Origin of the sequence: Arthrobacter sp. Y-9, from assembly GCF_029690065.1 — a bacterium.
Classification (GTDB): Bacteria; Actinomycetota; Actinomycetes; order Actinomycetales; family Micrococcaceae; genus Arthrobacter_E.
On record NZ_CP121463.1, the window covers coordinates 1158132 to 1184919 of the forward strand.

The window sequence follows — 26788 nt, forward strand, 5'->3', positions numbered from 1 at the left end:
GCCCCTCACGGGCCGCCACGCACCATCAGCAGGACAGTACGGTCGGAAGACGGACGGGCAGGAAGCATGGCACTGGGATTCGCGGACGCAGGGGTACTCGCCTTCGACGTGGGCGGCACGGACATGAAGTCCGGGGTCGTCAACGCCGCGGGCTCGGTGCTCGCCCTGCGACGGCACAAGACGCCGCTGGACCCGGACCGTCCGGGGGAGGCGATCCTGGAACGGATCGCCGAACTCTTCGCCGAGTACAGCCGGCAGTACCCGGTCGGGACGTTCGAGGCGGTCGGCATCACCGTGCCCGGACTCGTGGACGAGGCCCACGGGATCGGCATCTATTCGGCCAATCTGGGCTGGCGGAACTTCCCGTTCCGTGAGCGCGCGGAGGAGATGCTCGGCATGCCGGTCGCCTTCGGCCACGATGTCTCCAGCGCGGGTGCGGCCGAGATGGAACTGGGCGCCGCCCGCGAATTCCAGGACGCCATGGTCATGGTGGTCGGGACCGGGATCGCCGCCGCGATCTTCACGGGTGGCCGTGCCGTCTCGGCCGGCGGCTTCGCGGGGGAGATCGGCCACTCCATGGTGCCGGACCCCGAGGGCCAGGGCAGCGTCATCCTGGAATCCGTCGGCAGCGCCGGGGCCATCGCCAAGCGCTACGTCCGCCTCACCGGCACCCCGGTGGACGGGGCCCGCGAAGTCCTGGAACGGGCGCTCACGGGTGAGCCTGAAGCCCTCAAGATCTGGAATGAGGCCGTGGAGGCGCTCGCGTTCAGCATCTGCCAATGCGTTTCGATCCTGGGGACGGAGGCCGTCGTGATCGGCGGCGGGCTCTCCGCCGCCGGGGAGGCCCTGCTGGATCCGCTGCGCCACGCCGTGGATCACGCGCTCGACTTCCAGCGCCGCCCGGTCATCCGCGCCGCGTCCCTCGGTCAGGACGCCGGGATGCTCGGCTCGGCGCTGAAAGCACGCGCCCGTCTCCTGGAGGTGCGGCTGCCGTGAGCGACACGACCCTGACGCCGGACGCCCCGGAGCCGCAGCCCTCGCCGGGCCGCGTCGTCACCGTCACCCCGAACCCGGCGCTCGACACCAGTTACTTCCTGGAACGCATCGAGCACGGGGCCAGTCACCGTGTGGCGCCTCCCTTGGCCCGCGCAGGAGGCAAGGGGCTCAACGTCTCCCGGGTCGCCCATCAGCAGGGCCGCTCGACGCTGGCCATCGCCCCGGTCGGCGGCGCCACAGGGGAGGTCTTCGCCGCGGAGCTGGAAGCCAGCGGGGTCCCGCACCGGCTGGTCCCGGTCGAGGCCGAGACCCGTCGCAGCATGGCCTTCGTCGAAGAGGCCCTCGGCGACACGACCATCTTCAACGAAAGCGGGCACGCCCTGGCCGCCGCCGACTGGCAGCGGCTCGCTGCCGCCGTCGTCGACTCACTGCAGGACGCCGCGGTCCTGGTGGGCTCCGGCAGCCTGCCGCCCGGGGCGCCCGGCGACTTCTACCCGGCCCTGGTGACGCTCGCGCACCAGCACGGCGTCCCGGCCATCATCGACACCTCGGGTCCCGGCATCCTGGCCGCGGCACGTGCGGGCGCCGACGTGCTGAAGCCCAATCACCACGAACTGCTCGAGGCGTTCGACGGCGACGACCTCCCCACGGCGGCGCGTCGGCTCCTGGACCTGGGCGCCCGCACGGTGGTGGTGAGCTCCGGAAGCGAGGGGATGCGGCTCTTCTCCGCGGACCATCCCCGGCATTGCTGGCGGGCCCGGCTCCCCGAACCCCTGCGCGGAAACCCGACCGGCGCGGGCGACGCCGCGGTCTCCGCCCTGGCGACGGCGCTCGCCGAAGGCCTGGACGACCCGGAAGATCTGCTGCGGCGTGCCACCTCCTGGTCGGCGGCCGCGGTCCTGATGCGGGGAGCCGGCGAGATCTCGCCCCGGCACACCGAACTGGAACAACACCTGATCATCACCCTGGAGGAACTTGCATGAGCCTGGTCAGCACCCGCACCATCATGGACCGCGCCACAGGACGGGGGAGCGGTCAGGGGGCGTTCAACGTCATCCACCTGGAGACCGTCGAAGGGCTCATCGCGGGTGCTGAGCAGGCGGGCCTGCCGCTCATCCTCCAGATCTCGGAGAACTGCGCCAAGTACCACGGCGGACTGGAGCCCATCGCGCTCGCGACGCTGTCCGCGGGCCGCGCCGCCGGGGTCGACATCGCCGTGCACCTGGACCACGCCGAAAGCGAGGAGCTGGCGCGGCAGGCGGTCGACCTCGGCTTCGGCTCCATCATGTACGACGGCGCGCACCTCGACTACGAGGAGAACGTCGCCTCGACAGTGCGCGTGCGGGAGTACGCGCACGCCGCGGGCGTCTACGTCGAGGCGGAGCTGGGCAAGGTGGGAGGCAAGGACGGGGCTCACGCGCCCGGCGTGCTGACCGACCCGCAGGAGGCCCGGGACTTCGTCGCGGCCACCGGCGTCGATGCCCTGGCCGTGGCGGTCGGTTCCTCGCACGCGATGACCAGCCGCGACGCCCAGCTGAACCTGGAACGCATCGCCGCCCTGCACGCCGCGCTGGACGTGCCGCTCGTGCTGCACGGCTCCTCCGGCGTCTCCGACGCGAACATCCAGGCGGCGATCCGTGCGGGCATGACGAAGATCAACGTCTCGACACACCTTAACGGTTTCTTCACACGGGCTGTGCGCGAGTACCTTGAAGCTCATCCGGATATTGTGGATTCCCGGAAATACCTGGGGGCGGGGCGGGCTGCACTGATTCCAGAAGTGGCCCGGCTTCTGACTCTCTTCGACACTGCGGAGCGTGCTTCATGAACCGGACCGACCGATTGACGGCCATTCTCGACCTCCTGGCCGAGCGTGGCCAGATCGAGGTGGAGGACATCGTCACCCAGCTGGGCGTCTCTCCCGCCACGGCACGCCGTGACCTGGATTCGCTGGCCAAGCAGCGGCTGCTGAGCCGCACCCGCGGCGGCGCCACGACGGGCTCCGTCTCCTATGACCTGCCCGGCCGCTACAACCGGGACGACAACGCCGAGGCGAAGCAGCAGATCGCCCTCGCCGCGTCCTCCCTCGTGGAGCCGTACATGGTGGTGGGCCTGGGCGGAGGCACCACGAGCACGGCCCTGGCGCAGGTCCTGGCCACCCGGGATGACCTCAACGCGCCGTCCAACCGGCCCACGCTGACCGTGGTCACCAACGCGATCAACATCGCCTCTCAGCTCGCCGTGCGCCCGAACATCAAGATCATGGTCACCGGCGGCATCCTGAATCCGCGCTCCTACGAACTGGTGGGTCCGTTCACGGACACCATCATGCAGAAGGTGGCGCTGGACATCGCGTTCATCGGCGTCAACGGAGTGGACCCGGTTCTCGGCCCCACCATCAACGACGAGGGCGAAGCCCAGGTGAACTCCCTCATGGCCAAGCGGGCCCTGGAGGGCTACATCCTGGCCGACTCCTCGAAGATTGGGAAACGGGCCTTCGCCACGATGCACGGCTTCCAGATGCGCAACCTCATCACGGACGAGGGCATCTCCGCCAAGGACCTCAAGGCCTTCCAGGACCGCGGCACCAAGGTGCTCGTGGCCCGGGACGGCGTGGCGGATCACCGGCACGCGTCGTCGGTCCCGACCGAGGAGGAACCGGCGCACTAGGGCCGGGCGGCCAGGGCCGGTCCGCCTTCACGGCGGGGCCGGGCCACGTCCCAGACGTGGCCCGTCTCAGAAGTGCAGCGGCGGCGCATCCAGGACGGTCGCCGTCTCACGGCATTGCGTCCACTGGCTGAACGGCGCGTCCAGCCGGTACTTGCCGTGCTCCTCGCGGATGAGGGTGCGGATCTCGGCGTTCCCCGGGTTGTTGAGCGACTCGAAGTACTCCACGGACCAGTGGAACCAGCGCATGCAGAACAGCCGCATCGTGAGGCCGTGCGTGACCAGGAGCGCGTTGGGGGCGTAGCTCGGCTTGGACCAGTGACGGTACAGGGTCTCCATGAAGCTGGAGATGCGGTCGTAGACGTCAGACCCCGACTCACCCTCACGGAACCGGTAGAAGAAGTGGCCGTACGCGTTCCGGAGCTCCTTCTGATCCGCGATGTCCCCGGCGATCTGGAAGTTCGCCCAGTCCTGCTCCCGGAGACGCGGCTCCTCGATGACGCGTTCGGTCAGATCGCCCAGTCCCAGGGCGTCCAGGGTCTGATAGGCCCTCAGGTACGGTGAGACGTAGACGCAGACCTGCTGGCCGTCCAGCTGCCGGCGGATCTTCTCACCCGCCTGACGGGCCTGCTCCACTCCGAGCTCGGTGAGCGGAATCCGGTAGTCCGGGACCCGGTTGTAGATCCCGGTGTCCACATTGGCCGCCGACTGCCCGTGCCGGATCATGATGATTTGCTGCGGCGCACTCATAGGCCCAGCTTAGGCGCACCGCCGGGCCACGGGGCGCCGCGGGTTCGGCGGAGTGTGCGCGTGTCCGCGGCGCGTCACTACAGTGGTGACATGCCGCGCCTGAAGCCGTCCCCGCCGTCGTCGTCCCTGGACTGGGAGCCTCTCGCGGACGAGGGGCGACGGCGGCGCCTCTGGTGGGAGATCGCGCTCGTGCTGGGGCTGTCCCTGGGACAGTCGGCGGTGTACTCGGTGGTGCAGCTCGCCGACAAGCTGAGCCGCGGGCCGCTCTCCTCCGCGACGTCCACCCTGAACCCCTCCCGCAATCAGCGGGAGTTCTTCGATCTGCTCTACCAGCTGCTGGACATCGTGTTCTCGCTGGTGCCGGTGCTGCTCGCCTTCCATCTCCTCGCCACCTTCCTGCCCTGGCGCGGCGAGGCGGGACGGAAGCCCTGGCGGGGGATGGGCTTCGACCTGGCACGGCCGGCGCGCGACGCCGGGACCGGCCTGGCGCTCGCCGTCGGCATCGGCGCGGGGACGCTGGCGCTGTACGCGGCAGGCCGGGCGCTCGGCGTCACGACGGCGATCATCCCGGCCGCGCTGGACGCCCACTGGTGGACGGTGCCGGTCCTGGTGCTGTCGGGCATCCGGCACGGCGTGCTGGAGGAGACCCTGGTGGTCGGCTACCTGTTCCGGCGGCTCGGGCAGCTGCGCTTCTCTCCACTGTGGATCGTGCTGGCCAGCGCCCTGCTCCGGGGCAGCTATCACCTGTATCAGGGATTCGGGCCGTTCCTCGGCAATGTCGTGATGGGGCTCGTGTTCGGCTGGGTGTACCTGAAGTGGCGGCGCGTGATGCCGCTCGTGGTGGCGCACGCTCTGCTCGATGTGGGGGCGTTCGTGGGCTACGACCTGTTCGGCAAGGCGATCGGGCTGGGCTAGGCACGGGCATCCGGGCCGGCTCGGGCATGGGTGCCAGGCACCCATGCCGTCAGCGGGCGCCGAGCAGTTCTTCGCTGAGCGCCGTGGCCAGCTTGTCGAAACCGTTCAACCGCTCCCGGGCCGCCGGCGACACCGTGCCGGTGCCCTGGCCGCGGTCCGGCAGGGCCGACATCTCGACCAGCAGCAGCCCCGGCGTCTCGGCCGTGGTGTCCGCGATCAGGGCGGTGCGCCGCGTGTCCGGGGCGCCGCGGACCGCCTCCCCGGCACTGGCCTTGGCGGAATGCCCCGCGAACTCGGTGTCGCGGGCGGTGCGGGTCTTCGTGAGGAGCAGCTTGCTGTTCAGCGGCAGATCCGCCACGGCGCCGATGCGGACCACCACGCTATGACTCGGCTCCACGAACTCGCACAGCACCGGGAGGACGCCGGAGTCGAATGCTCCGCCACCCGGCGGGACGGCCGTGACCGCTTCCAGTGACGACCCGGCGATCCTCCGGACCGTCGGGGCCGCGGCCGTGCACAGGGTGTCTGCATCCGCCGCGCCGAGTGTGACCGTCTGCCGCGGGTCCGAGGCTGCTGCGGCGCCTGTGGCCGGCGCGCATTGCCGGAGGTCCTGGTCCACGACGTGGGAGCACGCCCCGACCGCGGCGAGATCCGGCTCCGTCGCCGAGTACACGAGGGGCGTCTTCGCCAGGGTCTGCGGCGCGGCCTTGGCGAGGACGGGGACGAGCTTCTGCGCGAGGGCGGAGGCGTCGGCGCACGTCGCCGCCTCCGCCTGGGCCTGAACGACGCGGTCGCGCACGGGCGTCTGGTTCGGCCAGGCATCCCAGAGGAGCGTGCAGCCGGCTCCGGAATCCTTCCAGAACAGGACCTCGGTCCCCGCGATCGGCCGCACCTCGCTGTCCTGCCAGCCGCCCCCGGTGCGCAGTTCCGCCAGGGGTTTCCGGTAGGCGAGCGTGAGGGCCTGCCGCGTGTAGACGGGCGCGCCGCCCGAGGCCGCCGCGTCCCGCCAGACACCGCATTCGGCGAGGCTGCCGGTGAAGGACGTGCGGGGCGCCAGGACTTGTCCCGCCGGGAGTGGCCCGAGCGCCGAGGACAGGACATCGCACACGGAGACGCCGGGCCGGGGGTCCTTCCGCGCGAACGACGCCGGATCGTCCCGCAGGCGCGGAGCGACGGTCTTGGCGTACGCCTCGGGCTGCGTGCAGTCGTAGGCGCCCACCGGATCCTGGGCGAGGGTGATGGCGTGGTCGAAGTCGACCGGGAGGCTGATCGTGCACCGGCCGGTCGCCTTGGTGGAGCGGTAGGCCACCACCCCGCCGAGGTCGAGCCGCTCCTGTCCGTGCCGCTGGGACGCGGTGCTGTCCGCGTAGCTCACGGCCTGCACGCCCTCGTCCTGGACCCGGCAGTCGAAGGGGGTGGCGCTGATGAGTCCGGGTTTCCGTCCGAGACCAGTGGTGATGCGGGGGTCGAGGAGCGCGCAGGGGTCGACGGCCGCCAGCTGCCGCCGGACGGCGGCCTGGTCGCGGTCGGGGTTGCCCGCCGGGATGACCCGCTGCGTCGGGGACGGCGACGTCGGGGCAGGCCGGCCGCCGTCGGGGGTGCAGGCTGTGACCAGCACGGCCAGCAACGCGAGTGCGGCTGCGAGTGACGTTCTCTTCATGGGCCCTCCCTCTGGGCTCTGACACCACGCCCGCGCCGGCGAGCATGGCCTGATCAGCGAGCGGCTCCGCGGACCGTCCGGGGCGGTGACCTGCTCGGTGCGTGGCGCCGCTCTCTGGTGGACTCATGGTACTGAACACGGGCCGCCCCGGAAGAGGGGTGGCGCCGTGGCGCTGGGGTACGGCGAAGGCCGCCGTTCCGCGCGATGCGGAACAGGCGGCCTTCAGACGGCGTGGCGGGTGAGCCTCAGAGGGTCACGGAGCCGTTCGCCGTTTCGAAGGTCACGGACATGATGCCGGGGGTGCCGTGCGGAGCGATCCACTCCACGGCGACGTCCTCCAGCGGGTTCTCCACTTCCTCGCCGAGCCACTCGGTCACGCGTTCCGCGGAACCGGCGATGGTGAGGCTGGAGACCCGGACGTCGCTCGGGTACACGAGCGACGGGTGGAGGGTGGAGTCACCCTCCCACTTGAGCATGTACGGCACCTGCGGGTCCGCGATGAGACCCAGGATGCCGATCTGCTTCCAGATGAGCTCGCGGCCGTCGGGGAACTTGCGGTTCCCGGGGACGGCCTCGCGGCCCAGACGTGATTCGAAGGGGGCCAGGTCGTCCACGGCGACGCACCAGCCCATCCACCCACCGCCCATCGCGGAGCGGGCCCGCACGGCCTGGCCGAACGGCGCCTTGTCCGAAGCGGGGTGGTCCAGGACTTCCACGACCTCAAGATATTTGTGGTCGGCCAAGGGGAAGATCATGTTGCGGGTGCCGAAACGGGGGTGTACCCCACCGCGCACCGCGTGCAGTCCAAGAGCGGCAGAAATGCGCTCCGCCGTGGCCTCCAGGCCATCGCGTTCACAAGCGTAAGAAACGTGATCCATGCGCATGGCATCATCCTTGCACTTTGTGACTAGGCACTCAGCTTAGGGTTACCTAAGTCACGCGACAGCCTCTGGGACGTTCTGTGACGCACCCCTTTTCCGCACTCCCTCCGGCCCCCTACCCTGGGTTGCAGGTCATGAGTGCCAGCATCGAGCCCCGGCTTGCTGGCCGGCAACCCTCCGTCCGCGGCGGGGTGCCCCGGGTGAAGACCAGGCGGGTCGGCATGCACGCCGGCACGCAAGCGCGGGCCGTGGGCGCCGTCTCCTTCCTTCCGGAAGGCTGACGCCGCGATGGTGGGGGAGACCGTTCCTGGCCCTTGAAATCTAAGGAAAGCCATGACCAACAACTGGTCCTTCGAAACCCGCCAGATCCATGTCGGACAGGAGCCGGACGCCGTCACCGGCGCGCGGGCCCTGCCGATCTACCAGACCACGTCCTTCGTGTTCCCGAGCGCCGAGAGCGCCGCCAACCGCTTCGCGCTCGCCGAGCTGGCCCCCATCTACACCCGTATCGGCAACCCGACGCAGGACGCCGTCGAGCAGCGCATCGCCAGTCTCGAAGGCGGTCTGGCGGCCCTGCTGCTCAGTTCCGGTCAGGCTGCCGAGACGTTCGCCATCCTCAATGTGGCCGAGGCGGGTGACCACGTGGTGGCCAGCCCGAGCCTGTACGGCGGCACCTACAACCTCCTGGCCAACACCCTGAAGAAGTTCGGCATCGAGGTCACCTTCGTCGAGGACCCGGACAACCTGGACCACTGGCGCGCCGCCGTCCGTCCGAACACCAAGCTCTTCTTCGCCGAGGTCGTCTCCAACCCGAGGCAGGACATCCTGGACATCGAAGGCGTGGCCTCCGTGGCGCATGAATCCGGCGTCCCGCTGATCGTGGACAACACCCTAGCCACCCCGTACCTCATCCGGCCGCTCGAGTGGGGCGCGGACATCGTGGTGCACTCGGCCACCAAGTACCTGGGCGGTCACGGCAGCGCGATCGCCGGCGTGATCGTGGACTCCGGCAAGTTCGACTTCGGCGCGGACCCGGAGAAGTTCCCGGGCTTCAACACCCCGGATGAGAGCTACAACGGACTCGTCTACGCCCGTGACCTCGGCGCGGACGGCGCTTTGGGCGCCAACCTCAGCTACATCCTGAAGGCCCGCGTGCAGCTGCTGCGTGACCTCGGATCCGCCGTCAGCCCGTTCAACGCGTTCCTCATCGCGCAGGGTCTCGAGACGCTCAGCCTCCGCGTCGAGCGCCACGTGGAGAACGCGCTGAAGGTCGCCGAATTCCTGGAGGCGCGCGACGATGTCGAACGCGTCGCGTACGCCGGCCTGCCGAGCAGCCCGTGGTACGAGCGGGGACGCAAGTACGGCCCCAACGGCATCGGCGCCGTGGTGGCGTTCGAGATCGCCGGCGGACTCGAAGCCGGCAAGGCGTTCGTGGACGCGCTGGAACTCCACTCGCATGTGGCGAACCTGGGCGATGTCCGCTCCCTCGTCATCCACCCGGCGTCCACCACGCACGCCCAGCTCAGCGAAGCAGGTCAGCGGGCCGCGGGCGTCACCCCGGGCCTGGTCCGTCTCGCCGTGGGCATCGAGCACATCGACGACATCCTGGCCGATCTGGACGCCGGTTTCCGGGCCGCCAAGGCCGCCGTCTGAGTCTCCCGTCTGAGTCCCTCGGGACATCCCAGGGCCGCGCATTCTTCGGAATGCGCGGCCCTCGACGCCTCCTGGGCGAACATAAATCCCGGGATGCCGTCTCATGAAGCGTCATCTTCAGAAACGGCCCTTCCCGATCCTTTACACTGGTCCGAGAGTCACGAGTGCCAGCGCCAAACCCCGGTTCGCTGGCCGGCAACCCTCCTCCTGCGGTGGGGTGCCCCGGGTGAAGACTCGGCCCAGCGCCGGCCGGCGCGGGCAAGCTCAGGAATAGAGGCCCCATGACCATCGCTGCATCCCGTCCACTGTCCACTGCGCGGGACACCACCACCCGCAAGGAGCACGACGCCGGCGCCCGCCACGGCGTGCAGCGCACCGCCGTCGTCGGGCCGCTGGAGCTCGAGGCCGGCGGGAAGCTGCCGGACGTCACCCTCGCGTACGAGACCTGGGGGACGCTCGCGCCCGACGCCGGCAACGCCGTCCTGATCCAGCACGCCCTCACGGGAAGCGCGCACGTCGCGCAGGGTGACACGGACGAGGAGGGCTGGTGGGACGGACTGGTCGGCCCGGGCCGCGCGATCGACACGGACCGGTTCTTCGTGGTGGCCGTGAACATCATCGGCGGCTGCAACGGCAGCACGGGCCCGTCCAGTGCCGCCCCTGATGGCAAGCCGTGGGGTTCCCGCTTCCCGTTCATCACGCTCCGCGACGCGGCGGTCGCCGAGGCGCGGCTCGCGGATCAGCTGGGCATCCGGCAGTGGTTCGCGGTCGTCGGTGGCTCCATGGGCGGCGCGCGGGCGCTGGAATGGGCAGCGGGATTCCCCGAGCGGGTCCGGAAATGCGCGGTGATCGCGATCGGCGCCCACAGCACCGCCGAGCAGATCGCGCTCGCTCAGGCGCAGACTCTCGCCATCCGCCAGGACCCGGCCTTCCGCGACGGCGACTACTACGACGGCCCGGCGCCCGAGGCGGGTCTGGCCCTGGCGCGCCGGATCGCGCACATCTCCTATCGCAGCGAGGCGGAGCTCGAGGCCCGCTTCAGCCGAAAGCCCCAGGAGGGCGAGTCGCCGCTCAACGCCTCCGCCCTCGCCGAACGGGGGCGGTACCAGGTGGAGAGCTACCTGGATCATCAGGGCACCAAGCTCGTCCGCCGCTTCGACGCCAACAGCTACATCGCCCTGACGGAAGCGCTCATGAGCCACGACGTCGGCCGGGGCCGCGGGGGAGTCGAGGCGGCGCTGGCGGACAGTCCGGTCGAGTTCTTCGTCGCCGCGGTGGAGTCCGACCGTCTCTACCTGCCCCGGCAGTCAGAGGCCCTCGCCGCGGCCCTGCCCGGCGACGTCACGGTGCACCGGATCGCCTCGGAGATCGGCCACGACGGCTTCCTGACCGAGGCCGACCAGCTCGGCGCGCTGCTCGGCCGGACGCTGTTCGCCTGACTCCCGGGTTCTGGTCTTAGGGCCGCGGGTTCTCCTGGGGCCGGGTTCGCGGCCTCGGAACCAGAACTCGGGTGGGTCCGCTGTTCCGGTACCTCCTTGGCTGAGTCCGCTATCGGGGGTGGCTTGCCTGGCTGAGTTCGCTATCGGGGTGTTGAGTTCGCTACATCAGGTAGCGGACTCGCGCCTTGGATAGCGGACTCAGCGGCGGCGGACGGACTGGGTCCATAGGAGTAGGCCCGGGCCCGGCCGGAGACGCTTCCGGGACGGGCCGGGCTCCCGGTGTAGGCTCCGACCATGGCCCTGGAAAACCTGCTGCTCCGTCTCGACCGTATTGCCGGCGGCCGCCAGTCCGGCGTCCGCATCGGGGAGCGGCAGCGGCTCCATCCGAAGACGCGGCGCGCCTTCACGTGGGTGCTGTGGCTCCTGGTGCTGGAGCTCGTGCTGGGAGTGGGGGCCGTCGTCGTCGCGCTGGTGCTGTCGAGCAGCGGCGAGCCGGTGCCGTTCGCCGTCTGGATGCGCACCGTGGTGGTGCTCGGGATGACGGCCACCCTGTTCTACTTCGCCTGGCGCGCGACCAAGGGCTGGTACTGGGCGTATCAGCGGCTCCGGCTCTTCGCGCAGATCTTCCCCGTGGTCACGCTCGTCATGGCAGCGATCCCCGGGCTGTATCCGCTGTGGATGGTGACCGAGCAGATCGTGTTCAGCCTCATCATGATCGGCATCGCCGACTTCCTCACGAGCGATCACATGAGGACCGCGTTCCGGAAGCCGAGAGCGCCCCGGGACCAGGACCTGGATCAGGCCTCGGACGACCAGGTCCCGGACGCGTCCTGAGTCAGAGCTCCTGACCCGGCAGGAACACCGGACCGGGCACCGGGCGCTTGGGCTGGATGCCGTCGCCCGAGGACTGGTGCCGCAGACGGCGCAGGACCCACGGGAACAGGTGCTCGCGGGCCCACAGGAAGTCCTCCGTGCGGGCGGTGCGCCAGGTCTTCTCCGGCATCGGTTTGGGCGAGAGCGGTTCCAGACTGTGCTGGACGTTCAGGGCGTCCAGGACCATGGCGGCGATGGTGTGGTGACCGAGCGGCGAGAAGTGCAGGCGGTCCTGGTCCCAGTACTGTGAGCCGGCGAGCTGCCGCAGTGACCACATGTCCGCGATCACGGCATCGTGCCGGGCGGCGACGGTGCGCAGGTTCTCGTTGTAGATGGCCACCTTGCCGCGGAGGGGGCTCAGCACGGTCGACACCGTGTCCGGGCCGTTGAAGAGCACCACCGTGGCGCCTTCGGAGGCGAGACGGCCGACGGCGGCGTCCAGTGTGTTGGCGAGGGCGTCGGGATCGCCGCCGGGCCGGATGAGGTCGTTGCCGCCGGCGGAGATGGTGATCAGATCCGGCTTGAGGTCCAGGCAGGGGTCCACCTGCTCATCAATGATCTGCTGCAGGAGTCGCCCGCGGATGGCGAGGTTGGCGTAGGCGAAGTCGGGGTGTCCGGCGCTCAGTTCCTCCGCCACGCGGTCCGCCCAGCCGCGGTGTCCGCCGGGGCTCGCCGGCTCGGGATCGCCGATGCCCTCCGTGAAGGAGTCGCCGAGGGCCACGTACCGGGACCACGGGTGGCCGCTGGCGCCCTGCTGCTGGGCCTGAGGAGAGGAAGCCGGCGTGGAGGATTCCGGCCCTGACGTTAACTGAGAGGAGTCGCTCATTCTTCCCATCATGCCCCCGGGCGGCTCGGTTACGCCACCGTAGCTTCCGGAACGCGCCGCCATCTTCGGCCGGGCCGATCAGGCCGTGATGGCAGAATACGAGCCATGAGTCTTGACGCCCCCGCCTTCCCCGCACCCACCGTCCTCTGGTCCGTCCCCGAAGATCAGCGGGAGGGCCGGCCTCTGCTGGTGCTGCTGCACGGCTACGGCGCCAACGAGGCGGATCTGTTCGGGCTGGCGGACCAGCTCCCGGACGAGTTCGTGGTCGCAAGTGTGCGTGCGCCGCTGACGATGGGGCCGGGCTTCACCTGGTTCCCGCTCACCGGGTCCCTCGATTACTCCTTCGACGCCGTCAAAGCCGCCACCGACTACGTCCTCGAGTGGCTGGACGGCGTGCGCGAGGAGTTCACTTCCGTCAGCCTCCTGGGGTTCTCCATGGGCATGGCGATGGCCACCAGCATGTGGCGCCGGCGCCCGCAGGACTTCGCGGCGATCGTGGGGCTGTCAGGTTTCGCCGTGGAGGGCGGCACGGACTGGTTCCGGGACGCGGAGCTGGACGGCAGCACGCCGTTCTTCTGGGGCCGCGATCCGCAGGACCCTGTGATCCCACGCGAGAAGGTCGATTTCACTGCGGCCTGGCTGCTCGGAAAGGCCCGCGCCACCAAGGTGCAGTACAGCGGTGTGTGGCACGGCATCAGCCCTCAGGAAGTGGGCCACGTGGCCGAATTCCTGGGCTTCGAAGTGCTCAGCCCGCAGCGGTGATGCGGACGCTCTGACCGTTGACCGTCACCACGTCTCCCGTCGTGAGCTGACGGCCCCGGCGGTCCTCGATGTCGCCGTTGACCTTGACCAGCCCGTTCTTGATGAGCTCGGTCGCCTCCACGCCGTCGTCGGCGAGCGAGGCGAGCTTGAGAAGCTGACCCAGGCGGATCATCGAATCCCGGATCTCGATGGTGTCGATGCCGTCCGGTGCAGGAGAAGTCATATCCCCATGATGCCCTACCCCACGGAGGAACGATGAACATCCCGCTCTACCTCGGTAGCTACACCGAGGACGGTTTCGGGTGCGGCCCGGGGGTCCAGCGCGTGACGGTCGACCCGGTGGCCGGGGAGCTGACGGTGCTGGCCACGAGCTCAGGCGTGCGCAACCCGTCGTTCCTGCTGCGCGGGCCGGGCGGCCGCCTGTTCGCCGTGGAGGAGCTCGACGCCGGCCAGGTGGTCGAACTGGACCCGGAGACCCTCGCGGTCAAGGCCCGGGTGAGCAGCGGCGGGTCGTCGCCGTGTCATCTCGGCCTGGCCGGCGGGCTGCTCCTCGTGGCGAACTACGGTTCCGGGACGGTGTCCGGCCTCTCGCTGGATGAGCCGTGGGGCGCCGAGCCGCTGTGGACGGTGGGTCAGGAGGGTGCAGGCCCGGTGGCCGACCGCCAGGAAGGCCCCCATGCCCACTCGACCCTCGCGCTGGGCGAGGACCGTTTCCTCGTGGCGGACCTGGGCCGGGACCGGGTCGACGAGTACCTCCTGGGTGAGGACGGTCCGGAGCTCGTGGGCGGGCTGGACCTTCCGCTCGGCACCGGACCGCGGCATCTGCTGCTGGACCGGCCCGCCGACGACGGCACGGTGGTGCTCTGGGTCGTCGGCGAACTCGACGCCGCGCTCCACCGGGCCATCCGTCCCGCGGACGGCCCGGACGCAGCGGACGCCGTGGGCGGGTCGTGGGCCCTGGCCGGAGCACCCGTGGCGTTGGCTCCCGGACATGAGCAGGCCTATCCGAGCGAGATCACCGGCCACCCCGGCTCCGGTGAGCGGGCACTCGTGGTGGGCGTTCGCGGGAGCGACACGCTCGCCGTCGTCGGGCGCGGGGAAGAGGAGACGCGGCTGCTGCGGACGCTTCCGTGTGGCGGCGCGTGGCCCCGTCACCTGGCCTGGGCGTGCGACGACGACGGCGCCCCGCACCTCTGCGTCGCGGCGGAACGCGGGCACCGGCTGAGCGTGTTCGTCCCCGGCCCGGACGGTGATCTCACCCCGGTGGGCGGCGTGGGGACATTCAGCCCGACGTACGTGCTGCCGGTAGGCTAGGACGTGTGTCCCCTGTGGGGGACCGGCACGAGTATCCGCACCCGGACCGCACCCAGCGGCCCGCTTTCCCTGGAGTTGTTCATATGGCAGCAAAGTCCACCCTCGATTCGGTCATCTCCCTCGCCAAGCGGCGCGGATTCGTTTTCCAGGCCGGTGAGATCTACGGTGGATCGCGCTCCGCGTGGGACTACGGCCCCCTCGGCGCCGAGCTCAAGGAGAACATCAAGCGCCAGTGGTGGCAGACCTTCGTCCGCGGCCGCGCCGACATGGTCGGCCTGGACTCCTCCGTGATCCTCCCGTCCAAGGTCTGGGAGGCCTCCGGCCACGTCGCCACCTTCACCGACCCGCTGGTCGAGTGCCTCTCCTGCCACAAGCGCCACCGTCAGGACCACCTCCTGGAGGCGTACGAGGAGAAGAAGGGCCGCGCCCCGGAGAACGGCATGGCGGACATCGTGTGCCCCGATTGCGGCACCCGTGGAGAGTGGACCGAGCCCCAGAACTTCTCGGGCCTCATGAAGACCTACCTCGGCCCCATCGACGACGAGTCCGGCAAGCACTACCTGCGCCCGGAGACGGCCCAGGGCATCTTCGTGAACTTCGCCAATGTGGTGACCGCGGCCCGCAAGAAGCCGCCGTTCGGCATCGGCCAGGTCGGCAAGGCGTTCCGTAACGAGATCACCCCCGGCAACTTCATCTTCCGCACTCGCGAGTTCGAGCAGATGGAGATCGAGTACTTCACCGCCCCGGCGGACGCCCCGGCGGCGTTCGAGGAATGGGTCGAGGCGTGCTGGAACTGGTTCGTGGACCTGGGCATCAACCCGGAGAACATGCGCCGCTTCGACGTCCCGGACGGCGAGCGTGCGCACTACTCGGACCGCACCATCGACATCGAGTACAAGTTCGGCTTCGCCGGTTCCGGCTGGGGCGAGCTCATGGGTGTCGCCAACCGCACCGACTTCGACCTGAAGAACCACATCGAGCACTCGAAGCAGGACCTCTCCTACTTCGACCAGGCCTCCGGCGAGCGGTACGTCCCGTACGTCATCGAGCCGTCCTTCGGCCTGACCCGCTCCATGATGGCCTTCCTGGCCGACGCCTACACCGAGGACGAGGCCCCGAACTCCAAGGGCGGCGTGGACAAGCGCACCGTCCTGAAGCTGGACCCGCGCCTGGCGCCGGTCAAGGCCGCCGTGCTGCCGCTGTCCCGCAACGAGCAGCTCTCCCCGCTGGCCCGCGAACTCGGTGACAAGCTGCGCAAGCACTGGAACATCGACTTCGACGACGCCGGCGCGATCGGCCGCCGTTACCGCCGCCAGGACGAGATCGGCACCCCGTTCTGCATCACCGTGGACTTCGACACCCTCGAGGACAACGCCGTGACCATCCGCGAACGCGACACCATGAGCCAGGAGCGCGTCTCCCTGGACCAGCTGGAGGCCTACCTGGCCGGAAAGCTGCTGGGCGCCTAGCATGACCATCCAGTACCGTCCCTGGCGGGAAGGCGACGACCTGGAACTGCTCCAGCTGTGGGGGGATCCCGATTCCCCCGCGGCGGGGCAGTTCCGGGCGTCCTTCGCGCCGTCCGTGGGCAGCATCGACGGAGACACCGCGAACGGTGAGCCGTGGCGCCAGTGCATCGTGGCCGAGGACGTGGTGGACGGAGTCGCCATCCCGGTCGCCGCGGGCGTGGTCTACGAGACGGCCCTCCATAGCGAGCGGCTCTGGTCCTACATCGAGGTGTCCCGCGATCACCGCGGGCACGGCATCGGCTCGAGCCTCCTGGTGATGCTGCGCCGTGAAGCCGAACTCTCGCCCTCGGGCGTGACGGCTCTCCGGTCCAAGGTGGCCGCGGGCACTGACGGCGCCGGTTTCGCGGCGTCCGCCGGGCTCGAGCCCATCCAGCGTTCGCGCCTCGTTGAGGTCTCCGCGGGCGCCCTGAAGCTCCCCGTGTTCGACGGTGAGGGCGAGGACGCGGGCAGCGACGTCATCATGGACCTCGCCACGGGATCCGTGGAGCTGACGCAGGTGGTGGGTCGCTACTACCGGGACGTGCACTCCTGGGACGATCCGGGCGAGCTGTCGCTGGGCACGGTCCAGCGGCTCTTCCTCGACGACCTCTCCGGGGCTCACGGCGCGATCGTGCTGCGGGCCAAGCCGGAGTCGGCGTTCGGCAGCACCGTCTCGCCGACCCGCAAGGGCAGGATCCGCGCGTTCGCGATCAGTTACGCGGCGCCGGGCACGGGGGAGGAGCTCCAGGAGGGCGCCACCGACGTGTTCCTGGGCCACGATCCCGCACTGGATCCGGAGGACGCGGCCGAGGCGGTCCGTGACCTGCTCTCCCTCATCGCCTATCAGCACCCCGTGGTGCTGGAAGTGGACGATTCGATGACGGCGTTGTGCGCCGCCGTCGAGCCTCTGCTGGAGACGGGCGGGGCCCGGCAGCTGGGCGCCGACGTCCTGGTGGTCAGCGACAAGTAACGGCGGAACCGACAGGAGCGGAGCGGACCCATGGGTGCCGGACATTCACACGGCGGGGGCCACTCGCACAACGACGACGGCGCGCCGCCGTCTGCGGAAGCGGCGGCGGCACGGCGTCGGGCCGGGTGGATCCTGGCCGCCATCCTGGTGCCGGTCACCCTGCTCACGGTGCTGGGCATGGCGCTCCTGTGGCCTTCGGGCAAGCACGAGGACCTGCGCCTGAGCTCACCGTATTCCACGGCGCCCGGCGTCAGTTTCGACACCGGCAAGGTCATGAGCGTCACCAAGGCGTCCTGCTCCGGAAGTTCCCCCGAGGCGCAGCAGGATTCGGGTCAGGGCGGCTCGGGTCAGAGTCCTTCGCAGAGCCCTTCGCAGGGCACCGGCCAAGGCTCTGGCCAGGGCGGCTCCACACCCGGCGCCAGCCGTCTGACGTCCTGCTTCTGGGCGGTGACGCAGCCGGACGCGGGTGGTTCGCCGGTCCAGGTGGTGTTCAACCCGGAGGTGTCCGCCTCGGATTCCGTCCACCCCGGTGACGGTATCCGGTACCTGAACCTCTCGCAGGTGCAGGGGGCCTCGGCCGGGCATGCGCCGTCGTACGTGTTCGTGGACTTCGTCCGGTCCGCGCCCATCGCGATTCTCGCCGTGCTCTATGCGGCCGTGGTGATCCTGGTAGCGCGCTGGCGGGGATTCCGTGCCCTGCTCGGGCTGGGGGTGGCGTACCTGGTGCTGGCGTTCTTCCTGCTGCCCGGTCTCGTGGACGGCAAGCCGGCCATGCCGCTCGCGCTCACGGCGTCGACGGCCATTCTGATCGCGGTACTGTACTTCGCGCACGGATTCTCGGCCAGGACTTCCACCGCGCTCCTCGGCACGATCTTCGGGCTGCTGGTCACCGCCGGCCTGGCGCTGTGGGCGACCGACGCCGCCAAACTCCTGGGCATCGGCAGCCACGAGGCGTCCACCCTGGTCAACACGAGCGGGACCATCTCGATCTCCAGCGTGATCCTGTGCGGACTCATCGTGGCCAGCCTCGGCGCTCTCAACGACGTCACGATCACCCAGGCGTCCGCCGTCTGGGAGCTCTACGAATTCTCTCCCGGCACCTCGGCGCCCAAGCTGTTCGCCTCGGCCATGCGGATCGGCCGTGACCACATCGCGTCCACCGTCTACACGATCGCCTTCGCCTACGCGGGCGCCGCGCTGCCGGTCCTGATCATCGTGATGCTCTACGAACGGCCGTTCCTGGACACCCTGACCAGCGCCGAACTGGCCGAGGAGGTCGTGAGGACCCTGATCGGCTCGATCGGCCTGGTGCTCGCGATCCCGCTCACGACGCTCGTGGCGGTGCTCGTGGTCAAGGCGACCAATCTGCACCGCCACGCCGTCGACGCCGAGCAGCCTCTCACGCGCCGCGAACGCCGCGCCCTGGAAGGCTAGGTCTCGTCGCCGGCTGAGCCACGCCCCCTCTCGATTGCGTGCTCAGTAGTGTTGCGTGCTCAGTTGTTGCGGGTGTTCGGCGAAAACACCCGCAACTACTGAGCACACAACGCACCTGACCACACGACGCCGGAAGCGGGCCTCAGAAGTGCGTGCCGCCGTCGATGCGGATCTCGGTGCCCGTGATGAAGGCGCCGTCCTCGCTCGCGAGCATCGCGACCACTCCGGCCACGGTCTCGGGACCAGCGAAGCCCTGGCTCAGCGCGGGGGAGAGCTTCAGGAACAGCCGCATGTCGGCGTCCTCGGGCAGGCCGGGGCCCACGCTCTGACGGCTCTGGCCGCTGCCGTCGGTCATACCGGACGAGATCGAACCGGGCTGGACCGCGGTGAAGCGGATGCCCGCCGCGGCGTATTCCGCCGCGAGGGCGTGGGTCATGGACTGGATGCCGCCCTTGCTGGCCGCGTACGCCGCCATGTAGGGGTGCGCGAAGGCGGCGGAGGTGGAGCTGAAGTTCACCACGGCCGCACCCGTGCCTTCCTTGAGCGCCGGGAGCGCCTCCCGGATCACCAGGAACGTGCCGACCAGGTTGACGCGGATGACCTGTTCGAACGACTCGAGGGTCGTCTGTTCCGTGTGGGACGAGCGCAGGATCCCGGCTGCATTGACCAGAGCATCCAGGCCGCCCAGGAACTCGACGGCTTCCGCGACGCCGGCCCTGACGGATGCTTCGTCGGCGATGTTCATGACCACGGTCTTCAGGCGCGGCGCGGCGTCGCCGGCCTTGGCCACGGTGTCGGCCAGACCGGCCTCGCTCACATCGGCGGCGACGACAGTGCCTCCTTCGGAGAGCATGCGCAGCACGGTGGCCTGTCCGATTCCGGAACCGCCACCCGTGACGAGGGCGCGGCGGTCTGCATAGCGAAGCATGATGTTCCTTTCGTTCCGGGTGGCCGGAGGATTGCTCCGGTCTCCACTGGGTGGGCCTGGCGGTCCGGCCGGGCCGATGTTCTCAGCATACGCGTCTTGGCACATTGTGCCAATATGGCATGACATGCCGTCCTTCGGTTTGCTGGGTTACGATCACGGGGTGGAAACAGAACAGCCCAGTCTCAGGGAGCGCCGTCGCGCCCAGACCCGGAGGGAACTCGCCGCCGCCGCGGCCGAGCTCTTCACCGCGCAGGGGGTCGTGGCCACCACGGCCGAGGAGATCGCCGCGCGCGCCGCGATCTCCCTGCGCACCTTCTACCGCTACTTCCGCACCAAGGAAGAGGCGATCGCACCCCTCCTGGAGATCGGAGCCGAACGCTGGCAGGACGCGCTGCGCGCCGTGCCCGCCGGCTCGGACGGCAAGGAGGCCGTGACCGCGGCGATCCGCCACGCCCTCACCCCTCAGGACCGGGAGACCGCCGACGGGATGGAGCTCGTGCGCAACCTCCTGATCGCCGCGGAGGAAGACCACGAACTGGCCGGAGTGTGGGCCGCGGTCAATGCCCGGTCGGAGCGTGAACTCCTGACGGTGATGGTTGATCGTTTCGGTCCCGCAAACAGCCTGCTCCTCAGGCTTCATGCCACCGCGGCCACCGCGGCCGTCCGGGTGGGGCTGGAAGCCTGGGCGGCGGACGTGACCCCCGCCCCCGGGGACAGCGACGGCGAGCCCGGCCACCCGGCGTCGTCGTTCGCCGTTGAGGCCTTCCGCAGGCTGTCCGCGGGCCTCTGAGGAACGCGCGGCGCGCACGATTTGCGCCGTTGCGGGAGAATGGTGGGGTGACCCTTGAAGCACTTCCCACCAGAATCGAGCTGCCGCCCCTGAAGCTCGGCGACATCACCGTGGACACCCCCGTGGTGCTCGCGCCCATGGCCGGCATCACCAACAAGGCCTTCCGCCGCCTCTGCCGCGAGTTCGGCGGGGGTCTCTATGTCGCGGAGATGGTCACCTCCCGGGCGCTCGTGGAACGGTCCCCGGAATCGCTGCGGATCATCGAGCACGACGACGACGAAGAGGTCCGCTCCGTTCAGCTTTACGGCGTGGACCCCGTCACGGTGGGCGCCGCCGTCCGCCTGCTGGTGGAGGAGGACCGGGCCGACCACATCGACCTGAACTTCGGCTGCCCCGTCCCGAAGGTCACCCGCCGTGGTGGCGGTTCGGCGCTGCCCTGGAAGATCGACCTGTTCACCGCGATCGTCCAGACCGCGGTGCGTGAGGCGTCCAAGGGGGACATCCCGCTGACCATCAAGATGCGCAAGGGCATCGACGAGGACCACCTGACGTACCTCGAGGCCGGCCGCATCGCCCGCGACGCCGGGGTTGCCGCCGTCGCGCTGCACGGCCGCACGGCGAGCCAGTTCTACTCCGGCAAGGCCGACTGGGACTCGATCGCCCGCCTGCGGGAGGCCCTGCCGGACATCCCCGTGCTGGGCAACGGCGATATCTGGAGCGCCGAGGACGCCGAGCGCATGGTGCGCCAGACCGGCGTCGACGGCGTGGTCGTGGGCCGTGGCTGCCAGGGCCGCCCGTGGCTCTTCGGCGATCTGCAGGCCGCGTTCGACGGCCGGGAGGACCGCATCCGCCCGGGCCTGCGCGAGGTCGCGGACGCGGTGTACCGTCACGCCGAGCTCATGATCGACACCTTCGGCGATGAAGGCAAGGCCCTGCGGGACATCCGCAAGCACATGGCCTGGTACTTCAAGGGCTACGTCGTGGGCGGCGATCTGCGTGCCCAGCTCGCCACGGTGCCGGATCTGGCGACCCTGCGCGGCCTGCTCGACCAGCTGGACATGGAGTCCCCGTACCCGGGAGCCGACGCCGAAGGCCCCCGCGGTCGCGCCGGGACCCCGAAGAAGACCGCGCTCCCGGACCGCTGGCTCGAAAGCCGCAGCCTGAACGACGAGCAGCGCGCCACCATCAAGGCGGCCGAACTGGACGTCTCGGGCGGCTGACCCCCGGACGCCCCCAGCCGGCGTCGTCCCGGCCATGACAGATGTCATGCCCGGGACGTGACGCACGGCGGAGGTCCTCGCACCCCATCCACGATCGAATGGATACCGAGGGAGAGCGCACGCTCTTCCGCATCCATCCGGCAGACGGGGAACGCGAGGACATGATGAGCCAGCTACTGGCCGTGGACGCCCAGGGCCTCCACAAGAGTTTCGGGACGGTCCAGGCCGTCCGTGGCCTGGACCTCCAGGTGAAGCCCGGCGAAGTGGTGGCCTTCCTGGGCCCGAACGGCGCCGGCAAGACGACCACCATCGACATGATCCTGGGGCTCTCCGAGCCGACCAGAGGCAGTGTGAAGGTGTACGGCGGCACGCCGCGTCAGGCGATCGCCCGGGGCCAGGTGGCTGCCGTGATGCAGTCGGGCGGCCTGCTGCGGGACATCACCGTCAAGGAGACCGTGCAGCTTACGGCGGCCATGTTCGATTCGCCGCGGCCGGTGACGGAGGTTCTGGAACGCGCCGGGATCGCGAACCTGGGGGACCGCCGGGTGGAGAAGTGCTCGGGCGGCCAGCAGCAGCGCCTCCGCTTCGCGATGGCTCTGGTCTCGGACCCGGGTCTCATGATCCTGGACGAACCCACCACCGGCATGGACGTGGCCGGGCGCCGCGACTTCTGGCACGCCATCCGCCAGGACGCGCAGCGGGGCCGCACGGTCGTGTTCGCCACCCACTACCTGGATGAGGCGGACGCCTACGCGGACCGGATCGTCCTGGTCCGCCAGGGCCGGGTGGTGGCGGACGGCACCGCTGCGGAGATCAAGAACCTCGCCGCCGGTCGCACGATCCGCGCCGCGCTGAGTCACGAGGACCCCCGGCTGGCGAGGCTCCCCGAGGTGGACTCCGTGGAGCACGACGGCGCCCGGGTCACCCTCCGCTCGCAGGACTCGGACGCGGTGCTCCGCTTCCTCCTCACTGAGACCGACGCGCATGACGTCGAGGTCAGCGCCAACAACCTGGAGGACGCCTTCGTGGCCCTCACCGGCGACGACGCCGCACCCGCCGCCGAAGCGGCCCTCACCGGAAACGAGGCTCAGGCATGAGCGCCATCACCGACACCGCCCGTGATCAGCGGGCCGCCATCAACCTGACCGACCGCAGGCCCGCGAACGGCGGGATCAACCCGACCTTCCTCTGGATCGAGATCAAACGGATCCTGCGCAACCGCCGGACCCTGATCTTCACGCTCGTGGTCCCGGCCGTGTTCTTCGCGGTCTTCGGCCTCGCCAACAAGAACCAGATGCTGCCGGGCGGCCAGCACAGCTATGGGGAGTACATTCTCATCAGCCTCACCGTCTACGCGGCGATGACCTCGGCCACCGGATCCGGGGCGCAGGTCGCGGTGGAACGCGCTCAGGGCTGGTCCCGGCAGCTGCGGCTGACGCCCCTGCAGCCGGGGGCGTACATCGCCGTCAAGGCGATCGCGGCCCTCGTCATGAGCTTCATCGCGGTCGTGGCCCAGTTCACCGTGGGCGCGATCTTCGGCGTGCATTCGGATGCGGTGACCATGGTGGAGGCCGGCCTGGCCGCCTGGCTGGGGTCGCTGGTCTTCGCGGCGCTGGGCCTCATGGTCGGGTACCTGATGCCGAGCCAGAACGTCATGCAGATCCTCGGTCCGGTCCTGGCGATCCTCGCCATGCTCGGCGGACTGTTCATGCCGGTGCAGATCATGGGGGACACCTTCGTGGAGATCGCCAAGTGGACCCCGGCCTACGGGATCGGGCAGATCGCGCGCAGCCCCCTGACCCAGGAGTGGGACTGGCTCTGGGTCCTCAACGCGGGGGTGTGGCTCGCCGTCTTCGTGACCGGCGCCGCGCTGGCCTTCCGCAAAGACACCAAGCGCTTCTGAGCCCTAGATTGGTTCCCATGGAAGAGACGCGGGAGACACCCGCCCGGTGGGCGAACTGGCGTTCCGGGGCCGGGCCCCGGAGTTGGCTCATCGGCGCGGGGTTCTCCCTGGTGCTGTGGACCTGGCCCACGTATGCCACGGTGTGGGCGGATGCCACGCAGCCTCTGGGCGACAAGGTGCTGAGCACGGGGCTGACCCTCGTGTTCTTCGCCTGTTACGCGTTCGGCCCGCCCTACGTGTGGTGCCGTCGGGAAGGCCGGGACAGCGATCGGGCAGTGGTGCTGGTGATCTCCGCCCTGCTGGTCAGCAATCTGCTCGTGGTGCTCTCCCTCGGGACGGCCGCGCTATGGACCTGGACCTTCCTGGCCTGCGCGATCGCCATGATGCCGCTGCGGGCGCGCCCGAGGTTCCTGATGATCGGAGCCCTCGCCGTCGCATCGCTCCTGATCCAGATGCTGAGCGGCCAGCCCGAAGCCGGATTGCTCCAGGGTTCTCTGGTGATGTCCCTCGGGTTCATGATGATGGCCTTCGCCCGGCAGATCCAGCTCCGGCAGCAGCTCGAAGCCACCCGGAAGGACCTCGCGGTCGCGGCCGTCGCCGCCGAACGGGACCGGATGGCCCGCGACATGCACGACATCCTGGGTCACTCCCTGACCGTGGTGGCCGTGAAAGCCGAACTCGCGGGCCGGCTGTTGGAAGCCGACCCCGCCCGCGCCGCCCGGGAGCTGGCGGACATCGAGGACCTGGCCCGCGGAGCTCTCGCCGATGTGCGGGCCACGGTGGCCGGGTACCGCGGCGTGAACGTCGTCGCGGAGCTGGCCCAGGCCCGAGGCGCCCTCGCCTCGGCGGGGATCGAGGCGGAATTGCCCGGCTCCGTGGACGAGGTGCCCGCGGCGCACCGCGAACTCTTCGGCTGGGTCGTGCGGGAAGGCGTCACGAACGTGGTCCGGCACTCCCGCGCGGCCCACTGCCGTATCACCTTGACCGCGGACGGCGTGCAGGTGGACGACGACGGCGTCTGGCGCCCGGCGCTCGCCGTCCCCGCAACTGCCTCCGGGGGCGGCCGTGCCTCCTCCGGCGGCCCCGGAGACCCGGCCGTGCCTCACTGGAGCGGACAAGGGACCGGCTTGGACGGCCTGGCCGAACGGGTCCGGCAAGCGGGTGGGACCCTGAGCACGGGACCCTCGGATCTGGGCGGTTTCCGCCTGAAAGTGGTGATGTAGCCCATGACGCACAACGGAGTGATCCGTCTCGTGATCGCGGACGACCAGGCCCTCGTGCGAGGCGCGCTCGCGGCCCTGCTGGGACTGGAACCGGACATCGCGGTGGTCGCCGAAGCGGGGGACGGCGAAGCGGCGCTCGCCTCCGTGCGCCAGGAGCGGGCCGACGTCGCGCTCCTGGACGTGCAGATGCCTGGACTCGACGGACTGGCGACGGCGGAGCGGCTGCGCCGGGAGTCGCCGGATTGCCGGGTGCTCATGGTGACGACGTTCGGCCGGCCCGGTTATGTGCGGCGCGCGCTGCAGGCCGGGGCCGTCGGGTTCGTGGTCAAGGACACCCCGGCGCGACAGCTCGCCGACGCGGTCCGCAAGGTGCACGCCGGCCTGCGGGTCATCGACCCGTCGCTGGCCGCCGAGTCGCTCGTGGCGGGCGAGTCCCCGCTCACCTCGCGGGAGGTCGACGTGCTCCGGGTGTCCGCGCGGGGCGGCACGGTGGCCGACATCGCGCGCGAGGTGTTCCTCTCGGAGGGCACCGTTCGCAATCATCTCTCGGCGGCCATGGCGAAGACGGGCGGCCGGACCCGCGGTGATGCGGCACGGATCGCCGCGGAGAACGGTTGGTTGCTCTAGCCGAACGACCCTGGCCGCGCCGGTGTGGCCCGTGGCATGATGTCGGCACCCTGGCGAAGGGCCGGCGAAGGAGCTGATGTCATGACCACCTGGAAGATCCGCGATTTCCACGCCTCGGATGTGGAGGGGATCCTGCACCTCTGGGAATCCCTCAAGGCGTCCGGCGTGGAGTCCGTCTACGATCTGGCCGAAGTGCTCGCGTCCTGCGAGAAGGACCACGCCGTGGTCGCGGTGCACGGCGACACGGTCGTGGGCGCCGCCGTCGGCCGCGCGGCGCATGACCAGGGCTGGATCGTCTTCCTGGCCACGCTCCAGTCCTGGCACGGACAGGGCATCGGCACCTCGCTGCTCGCCGGCGTCGAACAGCGCATGGCGTCCCTCGGTCTGAACAAGCTGTCCGCGCTCATGCCCACCCAGGAGACCCGGGTGGAGGCGTTCCTGAACCGCGGCTTCCAGGTCAAGGCGGACCTGCGGTACTACGAGCGGCGGATCCCGGTCCAGCGGGCCGAGCTCGGGGCGCTGGAGCAGCTCGGTGGCCGCATCCTGCCGCGTGATCTCTGGGAGAAAGTGGCGGGCATGACCCAGGAGAAGCAGCTGCTGGAACGGCGGCTCGTGCTGCCGCTGGCGGAAGGCGAGCTGGCGGAGGAGTTCGGCGTGGTGCCGCCGCGCGCCGTCGTGCTCTTCGGCCCGCCCGGCACCGGCAAGACGACCTTCGCCAAGGCGATCGCCTCCCGGCTGGAATGGCCGTTCGTGGAGGTGTTCCCCTCCCGCCTCGCGGCCGATCCCGCGGGACTGGCCGGAGCCCTGCGCGAGACGTTCCTGGAGATCGCGGAGCTCGAGCATGCGGTGGTCTTCATCGACGAAGTGGAGGAGATCGCGGCGCAGCGCTCGGGCGAGCCGCCGTCGCCTCTGCAGGGGGTGACGAATGAGCTGCTCAAGATCATTCCGGCCTTCCGTGATCAGCCCGGCCGTCTCCTCGTGTGCGCCACGAACTTCATCCGGTCCCTCGACTCCGCCTTCCTGCGGCACGGGCGCTTCGATTACGTCATCCCGATCGGCCTGCCGGACGAGGAGGCGCGGACCGCCATGTGGCAGCGGTTCATCCCCGCGAGCGTCCTGACGGACATCGACATCCAGGCTCTCGTGGACCGCAGCGAGGGCTTCTCGCCGGCGGACATCGAGTTCGCGGCCCGCAGCGCCTCCCAGCGCGCCCTGGAGAAGGCGGTGTACGACGCCGGCGGCTCGGCTCCCGCCGCTGCGGACGGCGCTGCCTCCGGCGCCGGAACCGGACGCCGCGGCCCGACGACTCGCGACTATCTGGAGACCATCGCCGACACCCGGGCGACGGTCAGCGAGGAGGTCCGCGAGGCGTTCCTGGAGGACATCGGGACGCTCGCCCGGACCTGAGTCAATCGGCCCGGCTCTCCGGGCCGGTTCCGCCTTCAGGTG

General features: G+C 70.1%; 26 protein-coding genes and 2 riboswitches. Of the genes, 20 read left to right on the forward strand and 6 right to left on the reverse strand.

Annotation, left to right across the window (positions count from 1 at the left end; all coding sequences use genetic code 11):
* Positions 1–66: 66 nt before the first annotated feature.
* Genes P9849_RS04995 through P9849_RS05010 form a run of 4 tightly spaced genes read left to right on the forward strand, consistent with a single transcriptional unit; the run spans position 67 to position 3666 of the window.
* Positions 67–996 (forward strand): ROK family protein, encoded by a 930-nt coding sequence (locus P9849_RS04995; RefSeq protein WP_278268576.1) that lies wholly within the window; start codon positions 67–69, stop codon positions 994–996.
* Positions 993–1979, forward strand: coding sequence for a 1-phosphofructokinase family hexose kinase (locus P9849_RS05000; RefSeq protein ID WP_278268577.1), 987 nt, complete (start codon positions 993–995; stop codon positions 1977–1979). The genes P9849_RS04995 and P9849_RS05000 overlap by 4 nt, the downstream gene beginning before the upstream one ends.
* Positions 1976–2824 (forward strand): class II fructose-bisphosphate aldolase, encoded by an 849-nt coding sequence (locus tag P9849_RS05005; protein WP_278268578.1) that lies wholly within the window; start codon positions 1976–1978, stop codon positions 2822–2824. The genes P9849_RS05000 and P9849_RS05005 overlap by 4 nt, the downstream gene beginning before the upstream one ends.
* Positions 2821–3666, forward strand: coding sequence for a DeoR/GlpR family DNA-binding transcription regulator (locus tag P9849_RS05010; RefSeq protein WP_278268579.1), 846 nt, complete (start codon positions 2821–2823; stop codon positions 3664–3666). Before P9849_RS05005 ends, P9849_RS05010 begins: the two co-directional genes overlap by 4 nt.
* Before the next feature lie 66 nt (positions 3667–3732).
* On the opposite strand, the gene P9849_RS05015 is transcribed toward P9849_RS05010, so the two are convergent.
* Entirely contained in the window at positions 3733–4413 is a 681-nt protein-coding gene (locus P9849_RS05015; protein WP_278268580.1) for a histidine phosphatase family protein, read from the reverse strand.
* 90 nt (positions 4414–4503) lie between these two features.
* Here P9849_RS05015 and P9849_RS05020 point away from each other — a divergent pair, with 90 nt between their 5' ends.
* A complete protein-coding gene (locus P9849_RS05020; RefSeq protein WP_278268581.1) occupies positions 4504–5328 on the forward strand; it encodes a type II CAAX endopeptidase family protein in 825 nt (274 codons plus the stop codon).
* Between the two features lie 49 nt (positions 5329–5377).
* On the opposite strand, the gene P9849_RS05025 is transcribed toward P9849_RS05020, so the two are convergent.
* Complete coding sequence (locus P9849_RS05025) at positions 5378–6988, reverse strand: hypothetical protein (protein ID WP_278268582.1); 1611 nt, start codon at positions 6986–6988, stop codon at positions 5378–5380.
* A gap of 245 nt (positions 6989–7233) precedes the next feature.
* Positions 7234–7872 carry a VOC family protein gene (locus tag P9849_RS05030; RefSeq protein ID WP_066215123.1) on the reverse strand — a complete coding sequence of 213 codons (639 nt, stop codon included), beginning with the start codon at positions 7870–7872 and terminating at the stop codon, positions 7234–7236.
* Positions 7873–7999: 127 nt separating this feature from the next.
* Positions 8000–8117: riboswitch (SAM riboswitch) on the forward strand.
* A gap of 85 nt (positions 8118–8202) precedes the next feature.
* On the opposite strand from P9849_RS05030, the gene P9849_RS05035 reads away from it, so the two are divergent.
* The 3 genes from P9849_RS05035 to P9849_RS05045 all read left to right on the forward strand — a co-directional run bounded on the left by P9849_RS05035 (position 8203) and on the right by P9849_RS05045 (position 11795).
* Positions 8203–9522: a bifunctional o-acetylhomoserine/o-acetylserine sulfhydrylase gene (locus P9849_RS05035; protein WP_066215128.1), complete on the forward strand. Its 1320-nt coding sequence runs from the start codon at positions 8203–8205 to the stop codon at positions 9520–9522.
* A gap of 156 nt (positions 9523–9678) precedes the next feature.
* Positions 9679–9793, forward strand: a riboswitch (SAM riboswitch).
* Positions 9794–9803: 10 nt separating this feature from the next.
* On the forward strand, positions 9804–10961 hold the full coding sequence (locus P9849_RS05040) for a homoserine O-acetyltransferase (protein ID WP_278268583.1): 1158 nt from the start codon (positions 9804–9806) through the stop codon (positions 10959–10961).
* A 294-nt stretch (positions 10962–11255) separates the two neighbouring features.
* Positions 11256–11795, forward strand: a complete 540-nt coding sequence (locus P9849_RS05045; protein WP_278268584.1) for a hypothetical protein — start codon at positions 11256–11258, stop codon at positions 11793–11795.
* A gap of 1 nt (position 11796) precedes the next feature.
* Here P9849_RS05045 and P9849_RS05050 read toward each other — a convergent pair whose 3' ends face one another.
* A complete protein-coding gene (locus tag P9849_RS05050; protein ID WP_278268585.1) occupies positions 11797–12660 on the reverse strand; it encodes an SGNH/GDSL hydrolase family protein in 864 nt (287 codons plus the stop codon).
* 105 nt (positions 12661–12765) lie between these two features.
* Here P9849_RS05050 and P9849_RS05055 point away from each other — a divergent pair, with 105 nt between their 5' ends.
* Positions 12766–13422 carry a phospholipase gene (locus tag P9849_RS05055; RefSeq protein WP_278268586.1) on the forward strand — a complete coding sequence of 219 codons (657 nt, stop codon included), beginning with the start codon at positions 12766–12768 and terminating at the stop codon, positions 13420–13422.
* On the opposite strand, the gene P9849_RS05060 is transcribed toward P9849_RS05055, so the two are convergent.
* Complete coding sequence (locus P9849_RS05060) at positions 13406–13645, reverse strand: RNA-binding S4 domain-containing protein (RefSeq protein WP_278268587.1); 240 nt, start codon at positions 13643–13645, stop codon at positions 13406–13408. The genes P9849_RS05055 and P9849_RS05060 overlap by 17 nt on opposite strands.
* A 32-nt stretch (positions 13646–13677) precedes the next feature.
* On the opposite strand from P9849_RS05060, the gene P9849_RS05065 reads away from it, so the two are divergent.
* From P9849_RS05065 to P9849_RS05080, 4 genes are all read left to right on the forward strand, one after another.
* Complete coding sequence (locus P9849_RS05065) at positions 13678–14736, forward strand: beta-propeller fold lactonase family protein (protein WP_278268588.1); 1059 nt, start codon at positions 13678–13680, stop codon at positions 14734–14736.
* Between the two features lie 83 nt (positions 14737–14819).
* Positions 14820–16205, forward strand: coding sequence for a glycine--tRNA ligase (locus tag P9849_RS05070; protein WP_278268589.1), 1386 nt, complete (start codon positions 14820–14822; stop codon positions 16203–16205).
* Between the two features lies 1 nt (position 16206).
* Entirely contained in the window at positions 16207–17214 is a 1008-nt protein-coding gene (locus tag P9849_RS05075; protein ID WP_278268590.1) for a GNAT family N-acetyltransferase, read from the forward strand.
* 30 nt (positions 17215–17244) lie between these two features.
* On the forward strand, positions 17245–18648 hold the full coding sequence (locus tag P9849_RS05080) for a YibE/F family protein (protein WP_278268591.1): 1404 nt from the start codon (positions 17245–17247) through the stop codon (positions 18646–18648).
* Between the two features lie 142 nt (positions 18649–18790).
* Here P9849_RS05080 and P9849_RS05085 read toward each other — a convergent pair whose 3' ends face one another.
* The gene (locus tag P9849_RS05085; protein ID WP_278268592.1) at positions 18791–19576 is read right to left on the reverse strand and encodes an SDR family oxidoreductase; all 786 of its coding nucleotides are present in this window, start codon (positions 19574–19576) and stop codon (positions 18791–18793) included.
* 160 nt (positions 19577–19736) lie between these two features.
* On the opposite strand from P9849_RS05085, the gene P9849_RS05090 reads away from it, so the two are divergent.
* The 7 genes from P9849_RS05090 (at position 19737) to P9849_RS05120 (ending at position 26746) form a co-directional block, all read left to right on the forward strand.
* Entirely contained in the window at positions 19737–20366 is a 630-nt protein-coding gene (locus P9849_RS05090; protein ID WP_278268593.1) for a TetR family transcriptional regulator, read from the forward strand.
* Positions 20367–20413: 47 nt separating this feature from the next.
* Positions 20414–21586 (forward strand): tRNA dihydrouridine synthase DusB, encoded by a 1173-nt coding sequence (gene dusB / locus P9849_RS05095; protein ID WP_278268594.1) that lies wholly within the window; start codon positions 20414–20416, stop codon positions 21584–21586.
* Positions 21587–21747: 161 nt separating this feature from the next.
* Positions 21748–22683, forward strand: a complete 936-nt coding sequence (locus P9849_RS05100) for an ABC transporter ATP-binding protein (RefSeq protein WP_278269099.1) — start codon at positions 21748–21750, stop codon at positions 22681–22683.
* Complete coding sequence (locus tag P9849_RS05105; RefSeq protein ID WP_278268596.1) at positions 22680–23489, forward strand: ABC transporter permease; 810 nt, start codon at positions 22680–22682, stop codon at positions 23487–23489. Before P9849_RS05100 ends, P9849_RS05105 begins: the two co-directional genes overlap by 4 nt.
* A 17-nt stretch (positions 23490–23506) precedes the next feature.
* Complete coding sequence (locus tag P9849_RS05110; RefSeq protein ID WP_278268597.1) at positions 23507–24712, forward strand: histidine kinase; 1206 nt, start codon at positions 23507–23509, stop codon at positions 24710–24712.
* 3 nt (positions 24713–24715) lie between these two features.
* Positions 24716–25339, forward strand: a complete 624-nt coding sequence (locus tag P9849_RS05115; protein ID WP_278268598.1) for a response regulator transcription factor — start codon at positions 24716–24718, stop codon at positions 25337–25339.
* An 81-nt stretch (positions 25340–25420) separates the two neighbouring features.
* Positions 25421–26746, forward strand: coding sequence for a bifunctional GNAT family N-acetyltransferase/ATP-binding protein (locus tag P9849_RS05120; protein ID WP_278268599.1), 1326 nt, complete (start codon positions 25421–25423; stop codon positions 26744–26746).
* Positions 26747–26788 lie beyond the last annotated feature (42 nt).